Below are 25,089 nucleotides of genomic sequence, written 5' to 3' on the forward strand. Positions count from 1 at the left end.
CCGAGGCCTATCCGCGAACCGGCATTTCGGCAATCCCGTCAGTGATTGGTCCAGAACCCCTTTCACCGCCTCGTGTCTGGCGCGGGCGCCATCGGTTGCCTAAATAGCTGCGAACCCTCCCGGAGTTTCTCATGACAGCGTCGCTTTTCCAGTCGATCACCCTCGACGGCCTCACCTTCCCCAACCGCATCGCCGTCGCGCCGATGTGCCAGTATTCCGCCGACGACGGCTCGGCCAGTGACTGGCATCTCCATCACTGGATGAATCTCGCAATGTCCGGCGCCGGCATGGTCACAGTCGAGATGACCGATGTCGAGCGGCGCGGGCGTATTACCCATGGCTGCCTCGGCCTTTATTCCGAAGACAATGAAGCCGCCGCCCGCCGCGCACTGGACGCCGCACGACGCGTCGCCGCACCCGGCACGAAATTCGGCTCCCAGCTCGCCCATGCCGGCCGCAAGGCTTCGAACCGCAAGCCGTGGGAAGGCGGCGGGCCACTGCAGCCAAATGAGGATCCCTGGCAGACCGTCTCCGCCTCGGCCATCCCCTACGACACCGGCTGGAACGTGCCGCACGCGTTGGAGGACGAGGAGATCCTGCAGCTGATCGAACGCTTCGCCGAGGCCGCAAGGCGAGCCGAACGCGCCGGCTTCGATTTCATCGAACTGCACGCCGCGCATGGCTATTTGATCTTCCAGTTCCTGTCTCCCTTGTCCAACCAGCGCTCGGACCGCTGGGGTGGCTCGCTGGAAAACCGCATGCGTCTTGCCGTCGAAATCGCCAAGGCGGTGCGCAAGGCGGTGCCAAAGCTGATGCTCGGCGCAAGGCTGTCGGTGAAGGATTGGGTCGACGGCGGCTTCGATGTGGCGGACGCGATCGAAGTGGCCAAAGCGCTCAAGGACGAAGGCGTTGCCTATCTCTGCTGCTCGAGCGGCGGCAATTCGCCGTTGCAGAAATTGCCCGCCGGCCCCGGCTATCAGGTGCATCTGGCGGAGGCGGTGCGCAAGGGCGCTGATATTCCGACCCGCGCTGTCGGCCTGATCGACGACCCCAAGCAGGCCGAAGCGATCCTCACCGAGGGCCGCGCCGACATGGTGGCGCTGGCGCGGGCCTTCCTGGCTGATCCGCGCTGGGGATGGCGTGCGGCGGCGACATTCAGCGAAACGATCCACCCGGCGCCGCAGCTTGCCCGTTCGGTGACCACGATGCAGCATTGGATGAAGGCGGTGGGCTGAACGGTCGGCGCTCCCGACACGCGCGCCCCTCCTGCCTCCAGACAGCTTGACGGTGCTTCGCTGCTATTCCGTCCGCAAGCTGTTGGCGTGGAGTGGGCGTCGCTGGGTTGGGAGGAAACCTGTTCAGGGCATTCTTGCCGGTTGCGGCGCTGACCGCAGGTGTAGAGCCTTCAAACAGCCTCTGAGACGTTTGGGCGCAGGCTGACGGCCATGGTTGCAACCAAATTGGCTGCTTTGCGTTGCGGCCATGATGGACAACAAACCTTTTGAAGTGCCGGTCGTCGTCGAACTTGGCCACGTCGGCAAATATCGCCACATCCGCAGCGCCCAGGAGGCCGCGGAGTGCCTGATGACGGTGTGGCCGCTCAATCGCGGCCCGCGCCATCGTGATGCCCTCGACACTTGCCTCAAAGTGCTGGAAGGTTATCGTTCGACAGCAGATGCGCGCCGGGCGCTGATTGAAGCCGCCAAGGAATCGGAAGTGCTGGTGCCCGACGACAGACTGCCCGACGACCGGCTGCATTGAGCAGACGGACCTTTCAACCGGAGGTTTTCCATGGCGAAGCTGACTTACAAGATCGTCGAGCATGACGGCGGCTGGGCCTACAAGGTCGGAGCGACCTTTTCCGAGACGTTTCCCACGCATCAGGACGCATTGCGCGCAGCCGAAATCGCCTCGGCCGAGCAGCAGGTCGCCGGAGCGACCGACGGCATCCAGTACGAGGACGCCGAAGGCAAATGGCACGAAGAATTGGCCGACGGCCGCGACCGGCCGCAGACAGAAGTCTCAGATTAATTCGGTATAGCGCTTGATGTTGAGCGGTCCGACAGGGCGCCGACCGCAGCGCCGTCCGGAGAAAGGACGCGCCAGCGGCCAGCGGCTGTCCTTGCCGACTAGCCCTCGAACATTGCTTTCCAGAAAATCAGTGTGCGCTTTTCGGAAATCGCGTTCTGGCTATTTGCCGCAATACTGATCGTTGACGTTTTGCCCTGCGTTGGCGTCCGGGCCTGGCGTGTTGTGGGCACATGGGCCTATTGCGCCGGTATTGCCTTGGGTGTTCAACCCGGAGCCGTCACTGATGCTTCCCGTGGTATAGGGATCGACAGTTGTCTGATCGTTGTTGCCGAATAGCCACCAGTCACGGTTGTTGGAATACCTGTCGTCCAGTGACTGCGCCATCGCCGATGTTGCGAGGCCGATCGTCAGAACAGATGCTGCGAGAATTTTTGTAACCATTGAATCACTCCGTATCTTAGCCGCCTTGGGTGCGACACTCATAAAACCCGGTAGTCAGCCGAATGGTTCCTTGAAATTGTCGTGAAGCTCAGTTGAGGCCCTGACCAGCAAAGCCGGCCGGCGATGCGCTCGACGAATGCGGCGGTTCGCTCCGGGATCACGAATTGCGGCATGTGCCCTATTCCCTCGACCAGTTCGAACCTAGATCCTTGACCTCATCGGCTCGCCTTGGCGGCGCGAAGATGACATTGCGGCCACCGTCGCGCCGCGCTATCTCAGACCACTCGCCTTCCCAGGCCACTCGCCTTGCCGGAGCCTTCCATGCCTGAAATCGTGACCGCCGCCATGCTCGTTATCGGCGATGAGATTCTGTCCGGCCGCACCAAGGACAAGAACATCGGCCATCTCGCCGACATCATGACGGCGATCGGCATCGACCTGAAGGAAGTGCGCATCGTCCCTGACGAGGAAGACGAGATCATCGCCGCGGTGAATGCCGTGCGCAGTCGTTACACCTATGTGTTCACCACCGGCGGCATCGGTCCGACGCATGACGACATCACGGCCGATTCCATATCCAAGGCTTTTGGCGTGCCTTGCGAATACGATGCCCAGGCCTATGCGATGCTGGAAGCAAGCTATGCCGCCCGCGGCATCGAATACACGCAGGCCCGCAAGCGCATGGCACGGATGCCGCGCGGCGCCGATCTCATCGACAATCCGGTGTCGGTCGCGCCTGGCTTCCGCATCGGCAACGTCCACGTCATGGCTGGCGTGCCGTCGATTTTCCAAGCCATGCTCGACAATGTCGTGCCGACGCTGAAGGCCGGCACGAAGATGCTTTCGGCGACCGTGCCCTGCCCGTTCGGCGAAGGCCTCATCGGCGGGCCGCTGGGTGATATCCAGAAAGCGCATCCCGATACGATCATCGGCTCCTACCCGAAATATGGCGACGGCAAGTTCTGGACCGAACTGGTCGTGCGTGCCCGCAGCCAGGAGGCGCTGGACGCCGCCCGCGCCGATGTCGAGGCGATGGTCGCCGGCTTCGCCAGCAATCCCGGCTGATCTGGTCCAGGCCGGAACAAAGCACGACTCTGCAACGTTTCCCCGGCACGAGTTCGCCAGCTCGTAAACCGAGGGATTGTCATGCGATTCAAAACCATCGTCGCCATTCTGCAGAACGAGCAGGACGCCGAGCGCGTGCTCGACTGCGCCATTCCGCTCGCCACCCGGTTTCAGAGCCATCTGGTCGGCATCCACGCCGAAACGCTTCCCGTGCCCTACACCTCCGCCACAGGCTTTCCGGACACCGAATTCCTGCAGGTTTCGGCAGATATGAACCGGGAACGGGCCGAGAAGTTGAGGACGCTGTTTCTCAGGCATATCGAGGATTCCGGTCTTTCCTTCGAGTGGCGAAGCCTGGAAAGCTTTTCGGGTGACAGCGCGCTGACCGGGATTTCGAGCGTGCGGGCCGCCGACCTGATCATAGCGGCGCAGCGCGAAACGGGCGGCGATTCCGGCGCGGACGTAGACACGCTGGTCTACGACGCCGGTCGGCCGGTGCTGGTGGTGCCTCACGAGGGTCCGCTGATCACCACCTTCAAACGCGTCTTGCTCGCCTGGAACGGCAGCAAGGAAGCGGCGCGCGCCGCCTTCGACGCGCTGCCCTTCATCATCGAAGCCGAGAAGACCGACATATTGGTTATCGACCCTCCTGAAACGCTCGACGACAGCCCGGAGGCCGCCGGCGCCGAAATCGCGTCGGCGCTATCGCGCCACGGCGCCACCGTCAGCGTCTCGGTGCAGCAGTCGGGCGGCAATTCGGTCGATGACATCATCCAGACCAGGATCGCGGAAACCGGCGCCGATCTGCTGGTGCTCGGCGCCTACAGCCACTCATGGCTGCGTCAGCTTCTGTTCGGCGGCGTGACGCGCAGCGTGCTGCGCACCGCGCCGGTGGCAGCCTTCCTGTCGCGGTAGGTCCACAGCGATCGCTGGCCCTTGCCTTTGCCAAGGCCCTTGCTCTTGCCAAGATGGGGGCTTTCCAGCTAATTCCGCGCGCATTCCCCTGTTTTTCCTGCGCGCGATCCCCGCGTGCTGTGGAGTGCGCGACATGTCCCTTCCCGAAAAAGCCTTTCCGGTCTCCTGGGACCAGTTCCATCGCGACGCCCGGGCGCTCGCCTGGCGGCTTGCCGGCGCCAACAAGGGGCAATGGAAAGCGATCGTCTGCATCACGCGAGGCGGGCTGGTGCCCGCGGCGATCATCTCGCGTGAACTCGGCATCCGCGTCATCGAGACGGTCTGCGTCGCCTCCTATCACGACTATGCCAGCCAGGGGCAGCTGCAGGTCCTCAAGGAGATCACCCCTGCCCTGCTCGCCGAAGACGGCGCCGGCGTGCTGATCATCGACGACCTGACCGACACCGGCAAGACGGCGGGCATCGTGCGCGCGATGATGCCCAAGGCGCATTTCGCCACCGTTTATGCCAAGCCGAAAGGTAGGCCTCTGGTCGATACTTTCGTCACCGAAGTCAGCCAGGACACCTGGATCTATTTCCCGTGGGACATGGGCTTCACCTACCAGAAGCCGATCGCCGACGACCACGCCGGCTGATTCGGAACTACCTGCCTGTTACAGACCGGCAGCTTGCACCGGGCATGATTTGCTTTCGCAAACAGGTCCGGGCAGGGCCGGATATTTGTGAAATCGACGTCTATCGGCGGAAATCGGCCAGGCGAATGAAATTTTTTACTTTTATTGCCGACAATTAGCCGTAAGATTCGTGAGACGGCAAACGATTCCGGAGGCTGGGGCTAGCTTCTTCGATGTTGACGAGGCCAACGACACACAATCATCTGGCCGAAAGGGTCCGACGGCTCTTCGGCACGGCGCCGTGCCGCCTGCAGGTTGCCGCCCTGCCTTGGCGCGACACGGGAGACGGCGTCGAAATCATGCTGATCACCAGCCGCGATACCGGCCGTTGGGTTTTGCCCAAGGGCTGGCCGGAGGCCAGGGAGCCGCTCTGCGAGGCCGCGGCGCGCGAAGCCGGCGAGGAGGCCGGGCTGCGCGGCCGTGTCTCTCATCTTGAAGCCGGCCGTTACTTCTACGCCAAGGTACTGGCTTCCGGCGAAGAAGTGCCGTGCGAGGTCCTGGTGTTTCCGCTGCATGTCGACAAAGTCGCGGACCGCTGGAAGGAAAAACACTCACGCACCCGCAAATGGGTTCGTGCAAGCGAAGCGGTGCGCATGGTCAACGAACCCGACCTTTGCCAGATCATCGCCTATTTCTGCGCCGACCCGCACAGCTTCTCCTGACGCGCGGCTACACCGCGCTCTTTGCAAAACGGGACTGGCTAGCAAAGGCTAGACACGCGTTGCCGCGTATCGACATGAATGCTTTGCTAAGGAATCAAGGATAGGATTCGGCAGCTCTGGTATTTTTGATCGATGGCGAATCCCGCAAATCCAATTCCAAACGAGTCCGACGAGCCCCAGCGTGAGCGTCGTCCGCGCGTGCTCAAGGGCGGGTCGATCATCACCGGAATTTCGAATTCGGAAGTCGGCTGCACGCTGCGCAATCAGCACGACGGCGGCGCCGAACTGAAGATACCGCTCGAAGCCCGGGTCCCAGATCGATTCCTTCTCTATGTGCCGCTCGACGGCGTTGCCTATCGGTGCGAGGTCCGCTGGCGTCGCAACGACCGTATCGGGGTGCAGTTCACCGGCACCGAGCCAAAGCCCCGGCTGCATTACGGCTGACGCCCGGGCAAGCTTGCGCGCAGAAAATCGTGATCCGCGCCTGCATTCTATCCCCGTTATCCACATATGTGACACACAAGATGTTGGGGTCACAAAAGCTACGCAAACGAATCCTTGACGGCGCAAAACGAGTCGCCTTTTATAGGCCATGTGCTCCTGTTGAGAGTGCGACCGGAAAGTTCTGAGCCCGGTCTTTTTTCCCGGATTATGTGCGTTTTTGCTCGCATTTCCGCCTGTTTACGAGGCCGGCGGAAGCGTTGGGATTGTGGGCGGTTGGGGACGATAGGGACAATTGTCGGGCTTGAATAAATTGTCTGTTAATACTATATTTAGTGTTTGCAGGTAGGTTCGACGCTAGATAGTGTGAATTTCCCTGGATCGAGGGAATCGGAAAAATCAGTTTTGAGGGACCCGTGGGTTCGTCGGCGCGTTGGACATTCACTTCGCAAGGAGTTTGACCAGCAGGGCCGGCGGAGGCTGCGAAATGGAGAGCCGGCCGTTTTCGAACGCCGGCAGACGGCGGACATGCGCGTTTCGCATCGGGGCAGAAATCCCTGGGGAAAAGCGCTATATATAGACAAAAGGGACCGGACCAATGCGCATCGAGCGTCGTTTCACCAAGCCAGGACAATCTGCCTACGCGGAGATCGAATTCCGCAAGGCGCTTTCGGAGATCAAGAATCCGGATGGTTCGGTGGTGTTCCGCTTGGACAATATCGACGTGCCGGCGCAGTTCTCCCAAGTTGCAGCCGATATCCTGGCGCAGAAATATTTCCGCAAGGCCGGTGTCCCCGCACGCCTTAAGAAGATCGAGGAGAACGACGTCCCCTCCTTCCTGTGGCGCTCCGTCGCCGATGAGGCGGAACTGGCGAAGCTGCCGGAAGCCGAGCGCTACGGCTCCGAGATCGACGCCCGCCAGGTCTTCGACCGGCTTGCCGGCACCTGGACTTACTGGGGTTGGAAGGGCGGCTACTTCAAGGCGTCGGAGGAAGACGCGCGCGCCTTCCGCGACGAGCTTGCCTACATGCTGGCCACCCAGCGCGTCGCGCCGAACTCGCCGCAATGGTTCAACACCGGCCTGCACTGGGCCTATGGCATTGATGGCCCTAGCCAGGGCCACTTCTATGTCGACCCGTTCACCGGCAAGCTGACCAAGTCGAAATCCTCCTACGAGCATCCGCAGCCGCATGCCTGCTTCATCCAGGGCGTGCAGGACGACCTCGTAAACGAGGGCGGCATCATGGACCTTTGGGTGCGTGAAGCGCGCCTGTTCAAATACGGCTCCGGCACCGGTTCCAACTTCTCGCTGCTGCGCGGCGAAGGCGAAAAGCTGTCCGGCGGCGGCCGCTCATCGGGCCTGATGAGCTTCCTCAAGATCGGCGACCGCGCGGCGGGCGCCATCAAGTCGGGCGGCACCACGCGCCGCGCCGCCAAAATGGTCATTGTCGACGCCGACCACCCCGATATCGAGGAATTCATCGACTGGAAGGTCAATGAAGAGCAGAAGGTCGCCTCGCTGGTGACCGGCTCGAAGATCGTCAAGAAGCATCTCGAAGCGATCATGAAGGCCTGCGTCAACTGCGAAGGCAATGGCGACGACTGCTTCGACCCGTCGATCAACTCCGCGCTGAAGCGCGAGATCAAGGCGGCCAAGAAGTCGGCCGTGCCGGAGAACTACATCTACCGCGTCATCCAGTTCGCCAAGCAGGGCTATAGCTCGATGTCGTTCAAGACCTACGACACCGACTGGGATTCGGATGCCTACCTCACGGTTTCGGGCCAGAACTCCAACAATTCGGTGTCGCTGAAGGACAATTTCCTGCGCGCCGTCGAGGACGATGCCGACTGGCACCTGACCGCCCGCAAGGACGGCAAGGTGATGAAAACGCTGAAGGCCAGGGATCTCTGGGAAAAGATCGGTTACGCCGCCTGGGCGTCGGCCGATCCGGGCCTGCATTTCAACACGACGATGAACGACTGGCACACCTGCGCATCGGCCGGTGCGATCCGGGCGTCGAACCCGTGCTCGGAGTACATGTTCCTCGACGACACGGCCTGCAACCTCGCCTCGATCAATCTGCTGCCCTACCGCAACGCTGACGGCACGATCGACATCGCAGCCTACGAGCACACGGTGCGGCTGTGGACCATCGTTCTCGAAATCTCGGTCATGATGGCGCAGTTCCCGTCGAAGGAGATCGCCAAGCAGTCCTACGAATACCGCACGCTCGGCCTCGGCTATGCCAATATCGGCGGCCTGCTGATGACGTCGGGCATTCCCTACGACTCCGATGAAGGCCGCGCGATCTGCGCCGCACTCACCGCGATCATGACCGGCATGGCCTATGCCACCTCGGCCGAGATGGCCGGCGAGCTCGGCGCCTTCGCCGATTACGACCGCAATGCGCAGAACATGCTGCGCGTCATGCGCAACCATCGCCGTGCCGCCTATGGCGAGAAGCAGGGCTACGAGAAGCTTGCCGTCAATCCGGTGCCGCTGGTCGCTTCCGACCTCAAGCAGCAGGACCTTGCAACCCACGCCAAGGCCGCCTGGGACCGCGCCATCGAACTCGGCGAGGAGCATGGCTACCGCAATGCGCAGGCGACCGTGATCGCGCCGACCGGCACGATCGGCCTGGTCATGGATTGCGACACCACCGGCATCGAGCCCGACTTCGCGCTGGTGAAGTTCAAGAAGCTGGCCGGCGGCGGCTATTTCAAAATCATCAACCGCGCCGTGCCGGAAGCGCTGCGCACGCTCGGCTACTCCGAAGCCCAGATCGCCGAGATGGAGGCCTATGCGGTTGGCCACGGCAACTTCAACCAGGCGCCCGCCATCAACCCCGGCGCGCTCAAGGCCAAGGGCTTCACCGACGACAAGATCGCGGCGCTCAACGCAGCCTTGAAATCGGCCTTCGACATCAAGTTCGTCTTCAACCAGTGGACGCTCGGCGCCGACTGGGTGAAGGAGACGTTCGGGTTCACCGACGAGCAGCTCAACGACTTCTCGTTCGAGATCCTGCCGGCGCTCGGCTTCTCCCGCAAAGACATCGAGGCCGCCAACATCCATGTCTGTGGTGCGATGACGCTGGAAGGCGCACCGTTCCTCAAGGCCGAACACCTGGCGGTGTTCGATTGCGCCAGCCCGTGCGGCAAGATCGGCAAGCGCTCGCTGTCCATCAACAGCCACATCCAGATGATGGCGGCGGCACAGCCCTTCATTTCCGGCGCCATCTCGAAGACCATCAACATGCCCAACGATGCGACGGTGGAAGACGCCAAGGGCGCCTACATGCTGTCGTGGAAGCTGGCACTAAAGGCCAACGCGCTCTACCGCGACGGCTCGAAGCTGTCGCAGCCGCTCAATTCCTCGCTGCTCGCCGATGGCGAGGATGACGAGGATGATGCCGTCGAGCAGCTGCTCGCCGCACCTGCGGCAGCACGTGCCGCACAGATCACCGAGCGGATCGTCGAGCGCATCATCGAGCGCGTGTCGCGCGAGCAGGAAAAGCTGCCCGGCCGCCGCAAGGGCTACACGCAGAAGGCCAAGATCGGTGGCAACACCATCTTCCTGCGTACCGGCGAATATGACGATGGCCGTCTCGGCGAGATCTTCATCGACATGAACAAGGAAGGCGCGACCTTGCGTGGCCTTCTCAACAACTTCGCCATCGCCATTTCGCTGGGCCTGCAATATGGCGTGCCGCTCGACGAATATGTGCACGCCTTCACCTTCACCAAGTTCGAGCCGGCCGGCATGGTGCAAGGCAACGACGCCATCAAGAGCGCGACGTCGATCCTCGACTACGTGTTCCGCGAGCTGGCGATTTCCTATCTCGGCCGCAACGACCTCGCCCATGTCGACCAGTCGGACTTTTCCAACACCGCGCTTGGCCGTGGCATCAGCGAAGGCAAGACGGACGCGGTCTCCAAGGGCCTGACCCGTGGCGCCTCGCCGGTGAAGCTGGTGTCGCGCGTCAGCGGCAACGATCCGAAAGGCTTTGCGGCTCCCTCGGGCGCCCCTGCCCGCTCAGTGCCGACCGCCTTCTCCGGCTCCAACGTGCTGGCGCTGAAACCTGCTAGCGACGAAGCGGTCGCCTACAAGCGCGACTATGAGGAGCGGGCAAAGGAACTGGCCGAGGACATCGCCTTCGAGGAAGCCGCTGCTTCCGATGCCACGGCAGGCTTGTTCACCGACGCCGCGGCCGTTGAGGCGGCCGAAGCCAAGAAACTCGCCAACGACCGCCGCGCCAAGTCCCTGCTCCAGGGCTACACCGGCAATTCCTGCTCCGAGTGCCAGAATTTTACGATGGTAAGGAACGGGACCTGCGAGAAGTGCGATACGTGCGGCTCGACGAGCGGGTGCAGCTGAGAAAATTCTGAGGCGCTGCTAAAACGTAGCATCATCGGCCCGGTCGTAAGATCGGGCCGGAATGGCAAAGGGAACAAAAGGGGAAACTCCTCTAAAAAATTTAGATCGCACTTGAGCCAGAAACACCAAAGCCGACCCAAACTGGGCCGGCTTTGATACCGCGAATAAGCCGGAGCCCACGCGGGGCGACGAGATCGAAATCCCATCTCCTCTAGCAAGGTGATCATATGGGGAGTCGGTTCTCGGAGTCGAGGTAGCCGAGGCGTATATGGCCAATGATCGGAGATCAAAATGGCTAGCAATGAACGTACCTCGCAGTCGGTTGCCTCAAAGGCCTCCAAGCTCTTGAGCAATCCGAATACCTCGAAAGCGGTCAAATCCGTCGCCGCGTCGGCGCTTACCCAAGCGCCGAACAAGGGCGGGAAAAGAAAATAGTAGCTCATCTGGTTTCGGCCCGGTCGCACGATCGGGCCGAACTAACAAGCGGACAAACGTGGTGCAGATGCCTCTTCCACGTCCCGCAGGCGCGGCCAAGACCGTCATACGCTATATCTAGTTATTTTTTGAGATTTATAGCTACATATTGATTTTTCTTGTAGACGCTGGGGATCATTTCGTTTAGTTTTGCCAAGCTGACTTGGAGTCATCCGCAACAGACGATGCGCTGAGCGATAGCTTAGACCAACGGTGGCAAATATGTCTAATTTGACGGCAGAGGTTATCGAAGAACAAGCTAGTTTGGTTCGCCGGAAGCTAAATATCGAGAACGTTCCTGCATTCGACATGTATTGTGTTCTTGAAAAACTCCAACAAATGGCGAAGAAATTTTCGTTCCGATGCGCTCTTGAGGATGAATTAGGCGACAACGAAGCAACGATGAACGACGAGACTGGTACGTTGGTCGTTCAGGAGAACGTCCTGGATGATGTCAAAGCCGGACGAACTCGAGCGAGGTTCACAATTGCCCACGAACTCGGCCACTACTTTCTCGGCCACGAAGGTCATCGCCGTCGAAACCCCAAAGGCGTATATGCAGGCTCGACCGAATGGGCTGAAGAAAGTGAGGCGAACATTTTCGCATCCTACCTTCTCGTACCGACAAAATTGGCTTGGGATGAGAAAAGTCCGGAAGAGATTTCTGATCGCTTTCAAGTAAGTTTGCGGGCAGCAGAGATTGCATTCGAGAGAGTCCAGGCAGCGAGGCGAAAGGCCATGGGACAGAAGCGCCGTCTCCCAGACTCGGTGATAGATTTTTTGAAAGAGGCCCGGGAGAAAGGATATCGCGTCAAGTCTGATATTTCGGACCTCGACCAATAGCCTTCAATCAATTCTCGGTCGGAGCCATGACATGCGTTACGCGGTGGTGATTGAAAAAGCAGGAAGTAATTTCTCTGCCTATGTGCCGGACCTACCCGGCTGCATCGCGACAGGTGCCACTGTGCCTGAAGTGGAAACCGAGATTCGCGATGCAATACGCTTTCACATCGAAGGTTTGCGAGCCGATGGGCTGGATGTGCCCAAGGGTGTCAGCCTCGCGGAATACGTAGAGGCGTAGAAGGCAATTCACTCAATCGGATCAGGCTCTGATTCCGCCTGCTATCACGGCAACACCTCCAGCGTCTGCTCGTCCTGCCCTATCCGCACGAACAGCACCTTGCGCCCCTCACCCGTGGGCACCTCGAAATACTGGATGCCGTCAGGCATTTCGCCGCAGGGCGGCTCGGGGATTTCATTGAGGTCGGCTACTGCTTTCAGTTCTTTCGCGTGGGCGGCGTCGGGGCTGAATGTGTAGCGTTTGACGGCGGCAGACGCGGCGCCCTCGGTGTAAGGCGTCGGATTCGATAAGTTGTTTGCATCTGGCCATGCCTCGGCTTGCCCGCTCAAAGTCTCTCGCCATGCCATCTCAGATGGTCGTCCATGAAGCTGGAGATGAAAAGATACGAGTGATCATATCCATCCTGCATCCGCAATTTTAGCGGAATACCCGCTTTGGCGCAGGCCGTCTCAAGCAGCCAGGGCCTCAGCCCATCGTCAAGAAATCCGTCCGACGTTCCCTGATCCACCAAAAATTCGGGGAAACGGTATCCGTCCTCGATGAGCGACGTCGCGTCGCAGGTTCGCCACGAGGCCTCATCGTCGCCGAGATACTTCTCAAAAGCCGGTCTCGACCAGCCGGCGGTGCTTGGCTGGGCGATCGGGGCAAACGCCGAGCAGCTCTTGAAACGCTGCGGATTCTTCAAGGCAATCGTCAGCGCGCCATGCCCGCCCATCGAATGTCCGGAGATAGCCTGGCGCGCCATATCGGCTGGAAATTCAGCCGCGATGAGAGCTGGCAACTCCTCGGTGACATAGGAATACATACGATAGTTCTTCGCATAAGGCTCTTGCGTCGCATCGAGATAGAAGCCAGCGCCGAAGCCGAACTGCCAGTTGTCTTTTTCATCCGGAATGTCGGCCCCGCGCGGGCTGGTGTCGGGACAGACGACGATCAGGCCAAGCTCGGCGGCCATGCGCCTGTACTCGCCCTTGTCCATTACATTGGCGTGGGTGCACGTCAGGCCTGAGAGATACCACACAACGGGACAAGGCGCCTCCCGCGCCTGCGGAGGTATGAAAACGGCAAAAGTCATGTCGCAACGGCAACTCGTCGACAAATGGGAATAGACGCCCTGCACGCCGCCATGGGCTTTCGTTTGAGAGATGATTTTCATGTGTTCTCCACGTTGCGGGTCGGATGACGGTCGCCACCTACTGCCATCCAGCGGCAGCACTTGCGTCCTGCCATCCTATGGCTCTTGTGTCGACGGATCTCAGCGCGGAAAAAGAACCTCGCCCATTCCGAGCACTGCGTTATCCCCGCCATATTTGCGCGGTGCGCTCCCCAGAAGCGGCCGCTTCAAAATGCCCTGGGCGATCAGATGACGATCGATGATGGCGGCGAAAACGCTCTCGGGCGCGCCGCATTCGACGAAGCTCGGCGACATGCGTGCCGGCGCGCGATCGAGAAGGATCGAACCGCGACGCATCAAATAGCCGGGCATCTCGCCGGTGCCACCGGCCACCACCAGCGTGCCGGCGATCATGCGGCTGCCGGCAAGGTCGCCGGAGCCTTTCAGCACCGCGATCAGGCCGCGCCGCATGCGGTCCGCCGCGAAGACGCCCGCCTTGCCCCTGACGATCAACACACCGCCGTTCATGCCGGCCAGTTCCCCCACGAGCGGCGCACCGAGGTGGTCGCCGGCATTGCCCGTTATTTCAAGCCTGCCGCCGCGCATGCCGGAGCCGGCGTATGGACCCGAATTGCCTTCGATCGTCAGCTTGCCACCGCGCATGGCGCGCCCGGCCTGGGCGCCGGCATTGCCAACGAGGCGAACCGACCCACCCCGCATGCCTTGCGCCACAAGGTCAAGGCGCGTGCTTCCGCCCTCAAACACGATGACTGTCGGATCGCTGCCTGCGACGCGAAAAATGTCGCCCACCTTCGATCCGTGCTTCGACATGCCGATCTGGATTCTTTCGACGTCGCGCCTTTCGATCCCGGCCAGCCGCTCCGGCGTCAGCGGCGACAGGTCAAGGCGCTCCGGCGGCTCGGCAACCAGGGTGAAGGTCAGCCCCTTCATGGCAGCATATCCTTCAGCGAGTAGATGAATTTTCCGAGCTTGCCGCCGTAATTGCCGGCGCTGATGCGAACCGCGCCTCTTTTCGGTCCGAGCTGTATGACAGCCTTGATGCCGGCCTTCATCGCGGCGGCAACTGCATCATTGGTTTCACCATCGATGACGATTTCCAGGACGGCGTTGATGTCGGGACCGAGTTCACTCGCGACGACGCCGCGCAGCGTCGGCGCGTAGGCTTCGTTGGCCGAGGCGATCATGCCTTTGTATTTGCCACCTATCTTGGAACCCGAACGGGCAATGCCGCCCGGAAACGGCACGATGGCGCCAGGCACCATGCCGATCGCAGCGACCGCGGCCTCGGCAGCGGCCAAAGCGTTGGGGCTGCTTTGCGCCATGACAAAGAAATTGCCGCCACCGACAGCTTCCTTCGTCAGTCCGGTCGTTGCTTCGCACAGGAACTCGCCATCCATCACGGGAATACGCCAAAAATGCCTGTCGCCGATCTTCTTGGAGATTTGCCAGCCGTCGCCGAAATAACGCAGCGCCGAACCGAGCTTGAGCTCGGCGCTGCCCTGCAGTCCGGCAAAGCAGGCGGAACCCGGCGAGGTCAAAACGCACTGGCCGACACGATTGAGCAGTTGTTTCTGCAATTCGTCCGTTCCCATCGCGAAAATCATGACGCGGCAGCCCGACCGGCCATCCGGTGTGGCCGATGGCGGCAGGTCGAGATCGATTGCCGCTTCGCAGCCGCAACCGATCACCGAGGTGGCGAAGCCGGTCATCGTGATCGCCGCCTGGCGAGCCCATTTCCGGCTCGGCGCGGTGATGACGATGGCGGTTGCGCGCATGCCGAAGGCTTCGGCGAAGGTATCGTCGATCGTTACCCCATTGACGCTCATGTTCGGCATGGCACCTCGCCGAATGGCTGTTCGCGCGCAATCGCGGAATCCGGAAAATTGAACCAGTCCAGCGACAGGCCGTAGCGCTGCTGGTGATAGTCCTCGAGCCGTCGCACCATTGCCTTGTCGACAGGCGGCTTGAGCCTCAATGCCTTGCCCCAGCGGTAATAGATGATTTCCCCGTCTTGCACGACGAGATCGCCATCCTTGAAAACATACGCCGCCCGCCCGAGCATTTTCGCGATACTGCGGTCCCTGCGATAGATAGCGATGTCTGCTGTTGCGCCGGCGCCGAGATGGCCTCGATCCGTCAAGCCGAGCAGCTTGGCCGGCGCCGCGCGCGTCATGATGGCGATTTCCTCGAACGTGTATTCGCGGTCGATTGCGGCCAGGGTAGAGAGCGCCAGGGCGGATCGTGAAAGTCCGGCGGTCATTTCGGCGCGCGCTTCCCGGCTCATCAGCAGTTCGAACAGCGCCGGATAAGCGGTAAAAGGTGCACCGTTGGGATGATCGGTGGTGAAGAACACACGCCAGGGATCGTCGATCAGGAGAAAAAGCTCGAGCCCGATCGCCCACTGCATCGTGCCGTAGAAGTCCTTGCCATAGCTGTAGGGCACGATGCCGCCGCCATTGCCGTCACCATCATGAATGACGGTCTTTTTCGGGTGCGCGCTGCCACGCGCCGAAAACTGCCGCATGACGTCGGAGGAGACCGTGACCGTCTGGCCGAACATGACCTGGCCGATATCGATGGTGACTTCCGGCGTCGCGTTGACCAGTTCGGCAAGCCGTGCGGCGGCGGAAGAAAACCCGCGTTTTCCTTCCGTGCCATAGCCATAGAACTGGAGGTGGGCCAGGTGCAGCGGCAGCCCATCCGCCGCTGCAATCGTCGCAGCCGCCGTATCCGCCGATCCGGGGCTGCCCAGATTGTTGCAATGGACATGCAAAGGATGCGGCAGGCCAAGACTGTCGACGGCGGCCTGCAGCGTCTTGACGATCTTGCGCGAACTGACGCCATAGGAAGGCACGACATCGTCCAGCGAGAAGGTGCGGACGTTCTCCTTGAAGGCGGCGGCCGCACCGGCGTTGATCACCTTGACCCCAAGCGCTCGCGTCGAAGCGACCGTCCAGGCGACATAGTCTTCGATCATCGTTCGGGGGGCGTCGTCGCGGATCATCGACAACAGGAAATCGTCATTGCCGAGAATGGCAAGGGTCGCTTTGTCGATGATCGGGATGTCAGCCAGTTCGAGATGCGTGTGAAGCGCCGCTCCCGGCGACATCGCCGGCTCGACCACGGTCGTAAAGCCCATCTTTGCGTAGAGGCAGCCCGTCTGGAACGTCGACCAGCCGGCATTGGAGAGCGGCGTCATTGCCGGCCTCACCTGATGGGCGGCGTGCTGTTCGGGCAAGAGCAGCCGCGCGGTGTTCACATTGCCGCCGCCAATGTGGGAGTGGATGTCGATGGCGCCAGCCATCACGATGCAGCCGCTGGCTTCGATGATCCGGTCGGCCGCCCCTCCCGCCGGCGCCGCAACGATCTTGTCGTCCTTGATCCAGAGGTCGCCCTTGCCGAGACGGCCGTTGACGGGATCGATGATGTCGCCGCCGGCGATTTTCGTCAGCATGGCAGTGGCTCGGCGAAAGCATGGGTAGCGATCTGGCGGATGATCGTCGCGGCGGAGGGCAATTGCGAGGCCGCTTGCGCATCGATCGACCTGAGCGAGCCCGTGCGGCTGGAGTAGACAACCGCATCGTGATCGACCCCAGCCTCGCCGATGGCGATGGTGACCGCGGCGCCGGCAACCGGCTCTTGCGTTTTCGTCAGCACAATCAGCGCCATGCGTGCCCTTTTTTTCTGTGGTTGGGCCGTTGCGGCGGAGATCCGCAGGTGCAGGTCGGCTTCGCCGGCAGCGATCATGCGCGCCACATCGCAGCGCCAGGGATCGAACTCCGGGAAGCCGCGCGCAAAGCCGGTGCGCAGCGGAAAACCTGTCATCCAGGCCGAGGCGAGTGTGCTTCCCCAGCCGTTTTCGTTCGCCGGCAGATGAAGGCCGGATGCGCGCGATTTGCGATTGAGATCGGCGATCAGTCCTTGCAGCATCTCCAATGCCAAGCCTTCGGCGGCGTGGCCTGAAAACAGGAACACGGGGAAATGCGCGGCCGCCAGAGCTTTGGCGAAATCATTGAAATTCGACACCGGTTGCAATGTACGCTGCCCTTTGTACTGTGCCCTCAGTGCCGCCAGCGTGGCGGCGAGGCTGGATTGGCCACAGGAAAGTTGCGTTGCCTTGCGGCCGCCGTTCAGCGGCGGCACGGACATCCCGTTTGGGCCTACCACGAAGAACGCGCGCTGGTTCCCGGTCGAGAGGTCGGGAACCGTCCCAGCGAGTTCGCCAACAAGACCATGATGGATCCGCGGGAGCTCGCCCACGATCACCACGACATCGGCACGCCGGCGCGTCTCACCGGGGGCGACGGTCATTGCCCCCTTGTCCGTAAAAAGCGCGGTCTCTCGGGCAAGTGCCGCGCCATCGGCATGGTCGTATGCCGCGCCAGCCCGCTCGGCCAGCGCGATCGCCGCCCTCGTGCCGTCTATATCCGTATCAAAGCTGAAAACCGGGCACCGACTTGACGACAATAGCGACGCGGCATGCGCAGCCGCGTGCTCAATCAGCGCTTCCCGGTTGCCGATCCAAGCAACCGCCATTCGCTAAACTACTTTCTGGTGCCGGCCCGATCCTAGACGAAACTGGATTGGCCGTGAACCCCACCTTGCAGCGGTTCAGCGAATGTTTTCATGCGCGTCAACAAATTCCGACCCTGCTTAGTCATATTTGACGTAAGCGAAGCGTTGATCGGTCAGCGGAGTGCCTTCCAGTGCCCCGCCTTCCTTGGCCGGCTGCCACTGAACAACATCCTCGATCTTTTTCGCCAACTCGAAATCCTTGTCGGTAATGCCTTTCGCCGCGTGGTTCGTCAGGCGCACCTCGACCCAGGCATAGGAGGCGGTGATATCGGGATGGTGCCACGCCGCCTCGGCGAGATGGCCAACCGTGTTGATGACCATGAGCGTCGATTTCCAGCTGTGGGTCTTGTATTTGCGCCGGATCCAGCCGTTTTCATAACGCCATTTCGGCAGCTCCTTCTCAAGCCGGTCAGCGATCTCGGCTTCCGAATAGACCTTTTCCTTGACTGTCTCGTTCATGTCGACCTCCGCGAATTGCTCGGTCTGTCTACGCGCCGGAGCCGGCAAACACGTGATGCATTCTCTTTGGCTTGCCCCATCGACGAAAACAGTTATCATGGTACCGGGCACCTAAACTTCCATGATGCATCCATGATGCACCCATCGGGGGGCAGATGTCGAATTCTGTTACCATACGAGTGCCCGCTCGCCTGCACCTTGGCTTCCTTGATCTCAATGGCGATGCCGGACGGCGGTTCGGCAGCGTCGGGCTTCCATTGAGCGAACCCGAAACCGTCGTCACCCTGTCGCGGTCCGGCGAGACCATCGTTGAAGGCTCCGAGAGCACCCGTGCCGGCGAGCATCTGTCGACGCTCTGCAAGCATCTCGGCATTCGCGCCCAGCACCATCTGGTGGTCGAGCAGTCGATCCCCAGTCATGCGGGTCTGGGCTCCGGCACGCAGATCGCCCTTGCCGTCGCCTCGGCGTTGCGCACTCTCCATAATTTGCCTCTGGATATCGCCGGCGACGCGAACCTGCTCGAGCGGGGCGGCCGATCCGGCATCGGCATCGCAAGTTTCGAAGATGGCGGCGTCATAGTCGACGCCGGCAAGAACGACCGCGGCGGAACGCCTCCGGTCGTCGCGCGGCTGCCGTTTCCGGAAGAGTGGCGCGTCATCCTCATCCTCGACCATTCCGGGCATGGACTGCATGGCGCTGCCGAGGTCGCGGCGTTTCGTTCGCTGCCGCCATTCCCAACGGCAGGCAGCGGGGAGATCTGCCGGAGGGTGCTGATGGGCATTATGCCGGCTCTGGTCGAGCGGGACCTTCCGGCATTCGGCGCCGCCGTCACCGCGATACAGATGCTGATCGGCAGCCATTTCGCCCCGGCGCAGGGCGGCGTGTTCACCTCGAAGGGGGTCGAGATGGCGGCCCACCGTCTCAATGAAGCAGGCGCCGTCGGCATCGGCCAGAGTTCCTGGGGGCCGACAGGCTTTGCCTTCGCGCCATCGCATGACGCCGCACTCAAGTTCGTCGACGCGGTTCGGAAGACGAAAGTTGGAGACGGCCTTGAGATCAAGATCGTCAAGGGCAGGAACTCCGGCGCGAAGATCAGCTCAACCAGGCTGAATCTCGTCGGCAGCTGACGCTCCCGTTTCAGGCAGAAAGGCAAGAAATGGCCCGCAAACACATCCTGCACATGCTGACACCGTTGAAGCAGATGAGCCCCTTCGACGTGAATATGGCGCTCGACGCAGGTTTCGACGCCGTCGTCCCCTATGTCGATGTAAGCCTCGCCGAAGTGACAGGCCTGGTCCAGGACGCGATCTTTTCGCGCCCGCCGGATGCGGGTGTCGATACCGGCATCTTCATCGCCGGGAAGGATGCCTCGTTGGCGCTCGACATGTTCGACGCCGCGAAGAAGGCGATGGTGCCGCCTTTCCAGGTTTCGGTATTTGCCGATCCGGCCGGCTCGTTCACCACGGCCGCGGCGATGGTGGCCAAGGTCGAAAAGGCGCTGGAGAAGAAATTCCAGCGTGGGCTCAGGGATACGAGGGTGGCTGTTTTCGGCGCCACCGGCGTCGTCGGCTTCTGCACCGCCGTCATCGCGGCAGAGGAAGGTGCACGGGTCACACTTGTCGGCCATGACGGCATCGAAAGGGTCAAGCAGATCGCGGCCGAGATCGAAAGCAGATTCAACATCATCGTCGATGCCGCTGACGGATCGAGCGACGCCCGCAAGACAAAGCTGGTCGAGGCAAACGAAATTATCCTGGCTTGCGCTAAAGCCGGCGTCCAAGTGGTCTCCAAAGCCCAATTGAAAGGCAATGACCTGCTTATTGCGGCCGACGTCAATGCTGTTCCCCCGGCCGGCATCGAAGGATTGGCCGTCAATGCCAATGGTGATCCACTCGAAACGGCAAAAGCTGTCGGCATTGGTCCGCTTGCCATTGGCAATGTCAAATATAAGGTCGAATTCGGTCTCTTCAAAAGAATGATCGAATCCGAAAAGACGATCACGCTCGATTTTCAGGAAGCGTTTTCCCTTGCACGCGAGATTGCCAAGTAACGCCGGATCTCTTTTGATCGCGGCAATTTCAGGCCGGGCGCTGGCCGCCGCCGCGCGTCGCGCCGGTTATCGTCCGCTGGTCGCCGATTTCTTTTGCGATACGGACACCGTCGCGCTCGTAGAACGCGCGACGATATTGCCGGGCGACCTGCAGGGGGGCGTCGATGGCGAGCGCATCATCGACACGCTTCGGCGATTGGCTGGCGACGACCTCCCGGTCGCCATTATCCTGGGCTCTGGGTTTGAGCGGATGCCTGAGACCGTGGACAAGATCGCGCGACACTTTCCGCTCGCAGGCAATGGCGGCGGCGCGATCCGCAGGATCAAGGATCCGCAGTTGCTGGCTGATGATTGCGCCGAACTCGGCATCCCGCATCCGCAATTGCGATGGGACCAGCCGCCTGATCCGGAGAACTGGGTGGTCAAGACCGCGGGCGGCGCCGGCGGCGGGCACGTCAGACGAGCAGCCGGAGAAAGCCCGACCGCCGGCCGCTATTTCCAGCGCTTCGTTGCCGGACGCAGCATCTCGGCCCTGTTCGTCGGCAACGGGCAAACCGCGCACATCGTGGGCTTCAGCCAACAGTGGACGTCCCCCTCCCCGACAGCGCCCTATCGCTACGGCGGCGCCGTGCGGTTGAGACGCTTCGATCGCAGACAGGCGGCGCTCATCGGCGGTTGGCTCTCAAGTCTGACGCGGCGCGCCGGCCTGGTTGGATTGTGCAGCGCCGATCTCATCCGCGGGCCGGATGGCTACAAGTTCATCGAGATCAATCCGAGGCCAGGCGCCACCCTCGACATTTTCGACGATATCGAAGCGCCATTGATCGAAGCGCATCTGCGCGCCGCGACGGGTCAGGTCTTCCGCTTGCCGCGCTTCGTCGATTCGATGGCGTCGATGGTGACTTACGCCGCGACGCCAATCACTCACTTTCCGTCGATCGCCTGGCCTGAATGGACAGCGGACCAGCAGTCGGCTGGCACCCGTCTGATTGCCGGCGACCCTGTCTGCACGGTCTTCGCTCGCGGTCCGAGCGTCCAATCGACCAAGCGGCTCATCAAGGGACAAGCCAGTCAATTGCAACTCCAATGGGAAGGAGACCGGACATGAAAGACGGTTCGGCATTCCTGAACGACAATGCACAGCGCATCGTTGACGGCATGATTGGCGACGCCGAACGCCTGCGTATCGTCGTCTCCACGGGGCCATTGGGCGAGCGCCTGATCGATGCCGGCGCCAAGACCGTCGGCAGCGTCGAAGCCGGGCTGCGCATGGCTGAGGCCGCGATGGGCGGTCTCGGCAGCGTTTCGGTGTTCATGGATCGTGCGTCACAGCAATGGCCGTTCACCGTCGAAGCGCGATCTTCGCAGCCGGTGCTAGCCTGCCTGGGCAGCCAATATGCGGGCTGGAACCTGTCTGGCCAGGACTATTTCGCCATGGGATCTGGGCCGGCGCGGGCGCTCGCCCGGGTCGAACCGCTGTTCGAAACACTTTCCTATCGCGACATCGCATCGTCCGCGGTGCTTATCCTGGAGACGGCCGAACCGCCTCCCCGCGCGATCGTTGAGAAAGTGGGCAAGGCAACTGGACTGGCGACGGAAAAGCTCACCTTCCTCTATGCGCCGACACAAAGTCTTGCCGGCGGCGTGCAGATCGTTGCGCGCGCGCTCGAGGTTGCCCTGCACAAGATCAACGATCTCAAATTCCCGCTGGAGAACGTTGTCGATGGCATCGGAACGGCTCCGATCCCCGCCCCCCATCCGGATTTCCTGACCGCCATGGGCCGAACCAACGATGCCATCATCTATGGCGGCAGCGTCCAGCTCTTCGTGAAAGGATCGGCGAAAGAAGCTGGCAAACTCGCGGAAAAACTTCCCAGCAGCGCCTCACGGGACTACGGCCAACCCTTCGCCGAGATCTTCACGCGGTTCAAGGGCGATTTCTATGCCATCGACCCGCTGCTGTTCAGCCCGGCCGAAGTAATCGTGACCGCGATCGAAACCGGCGATACGTTTCGCGCCGGTCGGCGTGATCTGAAGATGCTCGAACGAAGTCTCGGCTAGAGCATGGCGGTGCAAAGAGATTCGTCTGTCATTCGCCTGCCCGACGCCTGCATTTCGTGCAGCCCTGCCGCGGACGCGGCAATGAGGGCGCGGGATTGCTCGCGCCGCCGACATTCCCGTACCCGAGAGGCCACATGATCCCTCGCATCCTGATCGTCAGCGACAAAGTGGACACCGGCTCCAACGGCCTGGCGGCAGGGCTTGGTCGGCGAGGCGCCGCCGTTGCAGCCGTGCCGCTGGCGGCGATCGCATTCGACACCAGCAGCCCGAGCGGGCTTTCGATCCCTGGCTTCGGCGGCACGCTGCCCGACGCCGTGCTCGTCCGTTCGATCGCCGCCGGATCGTTCGAAGCGATTACCCGGCGCCTCGGCGTGCTGCATGCGTTAAGCAGACTGTCGGTTCCCGTGTGGAATTCCGCGCTGGCGATCGAGCGCTGCGTCGACAAGTCGATGACGACATTCCTCTTGAAAAATGCCGGCCTGCCTACGCCACGCACCTTTGCCGTAGAAGGACTTGCCGTCGCCGAGGAGATCGCGGCGCAAGAGCTTCCGCGGGGACCGCTGGTGCTGAAACCATTGTTCGGCGCGCAAGGCCGCGGGATAAAGCTGATCCGCACGCTCTCGGACCTGCCGGCTGCAGAAGAGGTGAACAGCGTCTACTACCTTCAGCAATATGTGTCGCGTGCCGGTCCGCCTTTCCGGGATTTTCGCGTCTTTGTCTGCGCCGGCGAGACCGTGGCGATGATGAGCCGCATCAGCGACGACTGGATCACGAACGTCAACAGGGGCGGCGTGCCGGAACAGGTTTTCGAACATGGCAAGGCGGAACTGGCATCGCTGGCCGTCGCTGCGTCAGCCGCAGTCGGCGCGGATTTTGCCGGCGTGGACATCGTGCGGGCTGACGACGGCAATCTGTTCATACTCGAAGTGAACAGCATGCCCGCCTGGTCGGGATTGCAATCGGTGGTCGCCGTGAACATCGCCGAAGCAATCGCCGATGCCTTGCTGAAACTCCTGGCCGACCGCGCCGAAGCGGCCGCCGCGCCGCGGCCCTACCGTTTTGCCGCGCCTGCGAATTCGTGAGGGCCGCTAGGATGGCGCTATCGCGTGAACGCCTCCGGGCCAGCTACAAGGATGCCTGCAGGATGGAGATCGAAGCCCTCAAACCGGGCAACGTCCATCTGTTCGCCGACGGACACGGCATGTCGGCCGCCCAATTCATGATGAGTGCGGAGGTTTCCTCCGGGCCGCTGACCGATCCTCGTCTGCCGGTCGGACAGCGCATGCTGGAGGCGGTGCGCGCGACACGACTGGCGGTCGCAACCAATACCAATCTCGGAATCATCCTTCTGACAGGGCCACTGATATGCGCCGCCGAAATGAGCGGTGACAGACTGCAGGACAATCTCGACTCGCTGCTTCGGGCTTTGAGCGTGCAGGATACCAAGGCGGTGTTCGAGGCGATCGTCACGGCCGCGCCAGGCGGTCTCGGAGAAGCCGCCAACGATGTGCGGCAGGAGCCGAAGATCCATTTGCTGGACGCGATGCGGGAGGCCGCCGACCGCGACATGATCGCCCGCCAGTACGGCAGCTGTTTCGGCGACGTGTTCGGGGTCGGGCTCGCGGCGCTGGATGGAGCGTTGGCACGTGGAGAAACCGGCATGTGGCCGACGGTATTCGTCTACATGGCGTTTTTCGCCGACTTCCCCGACAGCCATGTGATGCGCAAGCACGGCGTTGACGTCGCAAATCAGGCGCGGCAGGAAGCCGTTGCCGTCCAGGCGGCGCTCCATGCCGAGGGCGACGAGCCGTCGCGCATTCGCCTGCTCATGGAGTTCGACCGTCGGTTAAAGGCCGACAACATCAATCCCGGCACTTCGGCCGACCTCACCGTGGCTACTCTTTTAGTCCACACCCTCGCCCTCACCTTGCATAATCGCGGCGTTGGTGCTTGACTTCCAAAAGTGGAAGCTGTGCTTCCGCGGCTATCTAGCCAACCGGTCCGGGCAAATCCGGACGCTGCCAACAAGGATAGCTGTCCATCGAGCGCCTGCTCGGTTGCAGCGTCCGTGGACACCATAATTGTGTCTTGGAGGAAATTGGCATGGCAAAAATCTCAAAGGTTATGGTCGGTGAATCGCTGGTGGGAGACGGCAACGAAGTCGCGCATGTCGACCTGCTCATCGGCCCGCGGGGGAGCGCGGTCGAAACGGCATTCTGCAACGCGCTTACCAACAACAAGGACGGCTTTACTTCGCTTTTGGCGGTGATCGCGCCCAATCTTCAATGCAAACCCAACACCGTGATGTTCAACAAGGTCACGATCAAGGGCGCCAAGCAGGCGGTCCAGATGTTCGGCCCGGCGCAGCACGCCGTGGCAAAGGCCGTGCAGGACAGCGTTGCGGACGGGACCATTCCGGCCAACGAAGCAGACGACGTGTTCATCTGCGTCGGGGTATTCATCCATTGGGACGCGGCGGACGACGCCAAGATTCAGAAATACAATTACGAGGCGACGAAGGAAGCTATCCAGCGTGCCGTTGCAGGAACCCCGACCGCCGCCGAAGCAACGGCCCAGCGCGACAAGGTCAAGCATCCGTTCGCAGCCTAGACAAGAGACAGCCCCGCACAGGAAAAACCCTCTTCTGAGAC

The 25,089-nt window shown here is 61.6% G+C and carries 26 protein-coding genes; 18 read left to right on the top strand and 8 right to left on the bottom strand.

Going from position 1 to position 25,089, the window contains the following annotated elements; all coding sequences use genetic code 11:
- Positions 1–131 precede the first annotated feature (131 nt).
- The 3 genes from EOA13_RS13825 (at position 132) to EOA13_RS13835 (ending at position 2,031) form a co-directional block, all read left to right on the top strand.
- Positions 132–1,235 carry an NADH:flavin oxidoreductase/NADH oxidase gene (locus EOA13_RS13825; RefSeq protein ID WP_127293293.1) on the top strand — a complete coding sequence of 368 codons (1,104 nt, stop codon included), beginning with the start codon at positions 132–134 and terminating at the stop codon, positions 1,233–1,235.
- 247 nt (positions 1,236–1,482) lie between these two features.
- Complete coding sequence (locus EOA13_RS13830) at positions 1,483–1,761, top strand: DUF982 domain-containing protein (RefSeq protein ID WP_013532012.1); 279 nt, start codon at positions 1,483–1,485, stop codon at positions 1,759–1,761.
- 30 nt (positions 1,762–1,791) lie between these two features.
- Positions 1,792–2,031 carry a DUF2188 domain-containing protein gene (locus EOA13_RS13835; RefSeq protein WP_013532013.1) on the top strand — a complete coding sequence of 80 codons (240 nt, stop codon included), beginning with the start codon at positions 1,792–1,794 and terminating at the stop codon, positions 2,029–2,031.
- 159 nt (positions 2,032–2,190) lie between these two features.
- Here EOA13_RS13835 and EOA13_RS13840 read toward each other — a convergent pair whose 3' ends face one another.
- Positions 2,191–2,472, bottom strand: coding sequence for a hypothetical protein (locus EOA13_RS13840; protein ID WP_084016230.1), 282 nt, complete (start codon positions 2,470–2,472; stop codon positions 2,191–2,193).
- Between the two features lie 321 nt (positions 2,473–2,793).
- On the opposite strand from EOA13_RS13840, the gene EOA13_RS13845 reads away from it, so the two are divergent.
- The 8 genes from EOA13_RS13845 (at position 2,794) to EOA13_RS13880 (ending at position 12,158) form a co-directional block, all read left to right on the top strand.
- The gene (locus tag EOA13_RS13845; protein ID WP_127293295.1) at positions 2,794–3,537 is read left to right on the top strand and encodes a competence/damage-inducible protein A; all 744 of its coding nucleotides are present in this window, start codon (positions 2,794–2,796) and stop codon (positions 3,535–3,537) included.
- Between the two features lie 81 nt (positions 3,538–3,618).
- On the top strand, positions 3,619–4,452 hold the full coding sequence (locus EOA13_RS13850; RefSeq protein WP_127293297.1) for a universal stress protein: 834 nt from the start codon (positions 3,619–3,621) through the stop codon (positions 4,450–4,452).
- A gap of 133 nt (positions 4,453–4,585) precedes the next feature.
- Positions 4,586–5,086 (top strand): xanthine phosphoribosyltransferase, encoded by a 501-nt coding sequence (gene gpt / locus EOA13_RS13855; RefSeq protein WP_127293299.1) that lies wholly within the window; start codon positions 4,586–4,588, stop codon positions 5,084–5,086.
- Positions 5,087–5,298: 212 nt separating this feature from the next.
- Positions 5,299–5,787, top strand: coding sequence for an NUDIX hydrolase (locus EOA13_RS13860; RefSeq protein ID WP_023810435.1), 489 nt, complete (start codon positions 5,299–5,301; stop codon positions 5,785–5,787).
- A gap of 132 nt (positions 5,788–5,919) precedes the next feature.
- Positions 5,920–6,231, top strand: coding sequence for a PilZ domain-containing protein (locus tag EOA13_RS13865; RefSeq protein ID WP_127293301.1), 312 nt, complete (start codon positions 5,920–5,922; stop codon positions 6,229–6,231).
- Between the two features lie 595 nt (positions 6,232–6,826).
- The gene (locus EOA13_RS13870; RefSeq protein ID WP_127293303.1) at positions 6,827–10,603 is read left to right on the top strand and encodes a vitamin B12-dependent ribonucleotide reductase; all 3,777 of its coding nucleotides are present in this window, start codon (positions 6,827–6,829) and stop codon (positions 10,601–10,603) included.
- Between the two features lie 696 nt (positions 10,604–11,299).
- Positions 11,300–11,920 (top strand): ImmA/IrrE family metallo-endopeptidase, encoded by a 621-nt coding sequence (locus tag EOA13_RS13875; RefSeq protein ID WP_127293305.1) that lies wholly within the window; start codon positions 11,300–11,302, stop codon positions 11,918–11,920.
- 31 nt (positions 11,921–11,951) lie between these two features.
- A complete protein-coding gene (locus EOA13_RS13880; RefSeq protein ID WP_127293307.1) occupies positions 11,952–12,158 on the top strand; it encodes a type II toxin-antitoxin system HicB family antitoxin in 207 nt (68 codons plus the stop codon).
- A 44-nt stretch (positions 12,159–12,202) separates the two neighbouring features.
- Here the strand turns inward: EOA13_RS13880 and EOA13_RS13885 are convergent, their stop codons facing one another.
- The 7 genes from EOA13_RS13885 to EOA13_RS13915 form a co-directional block, all read right to left on the bottom strand.
- Positions 12,203–12,487 (bottom strand): hypothetical protein, encoded by a 285-nt coding sequence (locus EOA13_RS13885; protein WP_245490372.1) that lies wholly within the window; start codon positions 12,485–12,487, stop codon positions 12,203–12,205.
- On the bottom strand, positions 12,484–13,314 hold the full coding sequence (gene fghA / locus EOA13_RS13890; protein ID WP_127293497.1) for an S-formylglutathione hydrolase: 831 nt from the start codon (positions 13,312–13,314) through the stop codon (positions 12,484–12,486). Before fghA ends, EOA13_RS13885 begins: the two co-directional genes overlap by 4 nt.
- 99 nt (positions 13,315–13,413) lie before the next feature.
- Positions 13,414–14,223: a formylmethanofuran dehydrogenase subunit C gene (locus EOA13_RS13895; protein ID WP_127293309.1), complete on the bottom strand. Its 810-nt coding sequence runs from the start codon at positions 14,221–14,223 to the stop codon at positions 13,414–13,416.
- A complete protein-coding gene (fhcD, locus tag EOA13_RS13900) occupies positions 14,220–15,128 on the bottom strand; it encodes a formylmethanofuran--tetrahydromethanopterin N-formyltransferase (protein WP_127293311.1) in 909 nt (302 codons plus the stop codon). Before fhcD ends, EOA13_RS13895 begins: the two co-directional genes overlap by 4 nt.
- On the bottom strand, positions 15,116–16,747 hold the full coding sequence (locus tag EOA13_RS13905) for a formylmethanofuran dehydrogenase subunit A (RefSeq protein ID WP_127293313.1): 1,632 nt from the start codon (positions 16,745–16,747) through the stop codon (positions 15,116–15,118). Before EOA13_RS13905 ends, fhcD begins: the two co-directional genes overlap by 13 nt.
- Positions 16,741–17,829 (bottom strand): tungsten formylmethanofuran dehydrogenase, encoded by a 1,089-nt coding sequence (locus EOA13_RS13910; RefSeq protein ID WP_127293315.1) that lies wholly within the window; start codon positions 17,827–17,829, stop codon positions 16,741–16,743. Before EOA13_RS13910 ends, EOA13_RS13905 begins: the two co-directional genes overlap by 7 nt.
- 117 nt (positions 17,830–17,946) lie before the next feature.
- Positions 17,947–18,327 carry a 4a-hydroxytetrahydrobiopterin dehydratase gene (locus EOA13_RS13915; protein ID WP_013532029.1) on the bottom strand — a complete coding sequence of 127 codons (381 nt, stop codon included), beginning with the start codon at positions 18,325–18,327 and terminating at the stop codon, positions 17,947–17,949.
- A 155-nt stretch (positions 18,328–18,482) separates the two neighbouring features.
- Here EOA13_RS13915 and EOA13_RS13920 point away from each other — a divergent pair, with 155 nt between their 5' ends.
- The 7 genes from EOA13_RS13920 (at position 18,483) to fae (ending at position 25,048) form a co-directional block, all read left to right on the top strand.
- Complete coding sequence (locus EOA13_RS13920) at positions 18,483–19,454, top strand: beta-ribofuranosylaminobenzene 5'-phosphate synthase family protein (protein WP_127293317.1); 972 nt, start codon at positions 18,483–18,485, stop codon at positions 19,452–19,454.
- Between the two features lie 29 nt (positions 19,455–19,483).
- Positions 19,484–20,377 (top strand): NAD(P)-dependent methylenetetrahydromethanopterin dehydrogenase, encoded by an 894-nt coding sequence (locus EOA13_RS13925; RefSeq protein WP_023810423.1) that lies wholly within the window; start codon positions 19,484–19,486, stop codon positions 20,375–20,377.
- 13 nt (positions 20,378–20,390) lie between these two features.
- Positions 20,391–21,485: an ATP-grasp domain-containing protein gene (locus EOA13_RS13930; RefSeq protein ID WP_127293319.1), complete on the top strand. Its 1,095-nt coding sequence runs from the start codon at positions 20,391–20,393 to the stop codon at positions 21,483–21,485.
- A complete protein-coding gene (gene mch / locus EOA13_RS13935) occupies positions 21,482–22,438 on the top strand; it encodes a methenyltetrahydromethanopterin cyclohydrolase (RefSeq protein ID WP_127293321.1) in 957 nt (318 codons plus the stop codon). The genes EOA13_RS13930 and mch overlap by 4 nt, the downstream gene beginning before the upstream one ends.
- 134 nt (positions 22,439–22,572) lie before the next feature.
- Positions 22,573–23,520: a RimK family alpha-L-glutamate ligase gene (locus EOA13_RS13940; RefSeq protein WP_127293323.1), complete on the top strand. Its 948-nt coding sequence runs from the start codon at positions 22,573–22,575 to the stop codon at positions 23,518–23,520.
- Between the two features lie 11 nt (positions 23,521–23,531).
- The gene (locus EOA13_RS13945; protein ID WP_127293325.1) at positions 23,532–24,392 is read left to right on the top strand and encodes a triphosphoribosyl-dephospho-CoA synthase; all 861 of its coding nucleotides are present in this window, start codon (positions 23,532–23,534) and stop codon (positions 24,390–24,392) included.
- Between the two features lie 149 nt (positions 24,393–24,541).
- On the top strand, positions 24,542–25,048 hold the full coding sequence (fae, locus tag EOA13_RS13950) for a formaldehyde-activating enzyme (RefSeq protein WP_013532036.1): 507 nt from the start codon (positions 24,542–24,544) through the stop codon (positions 25,046–25,048).
- The last annotated feature ends 41 nt before the right edge of the window (positions 25,049–25,089 follow it).

The organism is Mesorhizobium sp. M7A.F.Ca.US.011.01.1.1 (assembly GCF_003998295.1).
Classification (GTDB): Bacteria; Pseudomonadota; Alphaproteobacteria; order Rhizobiales; family Rhizobiaceae; genus Mesorhizobium.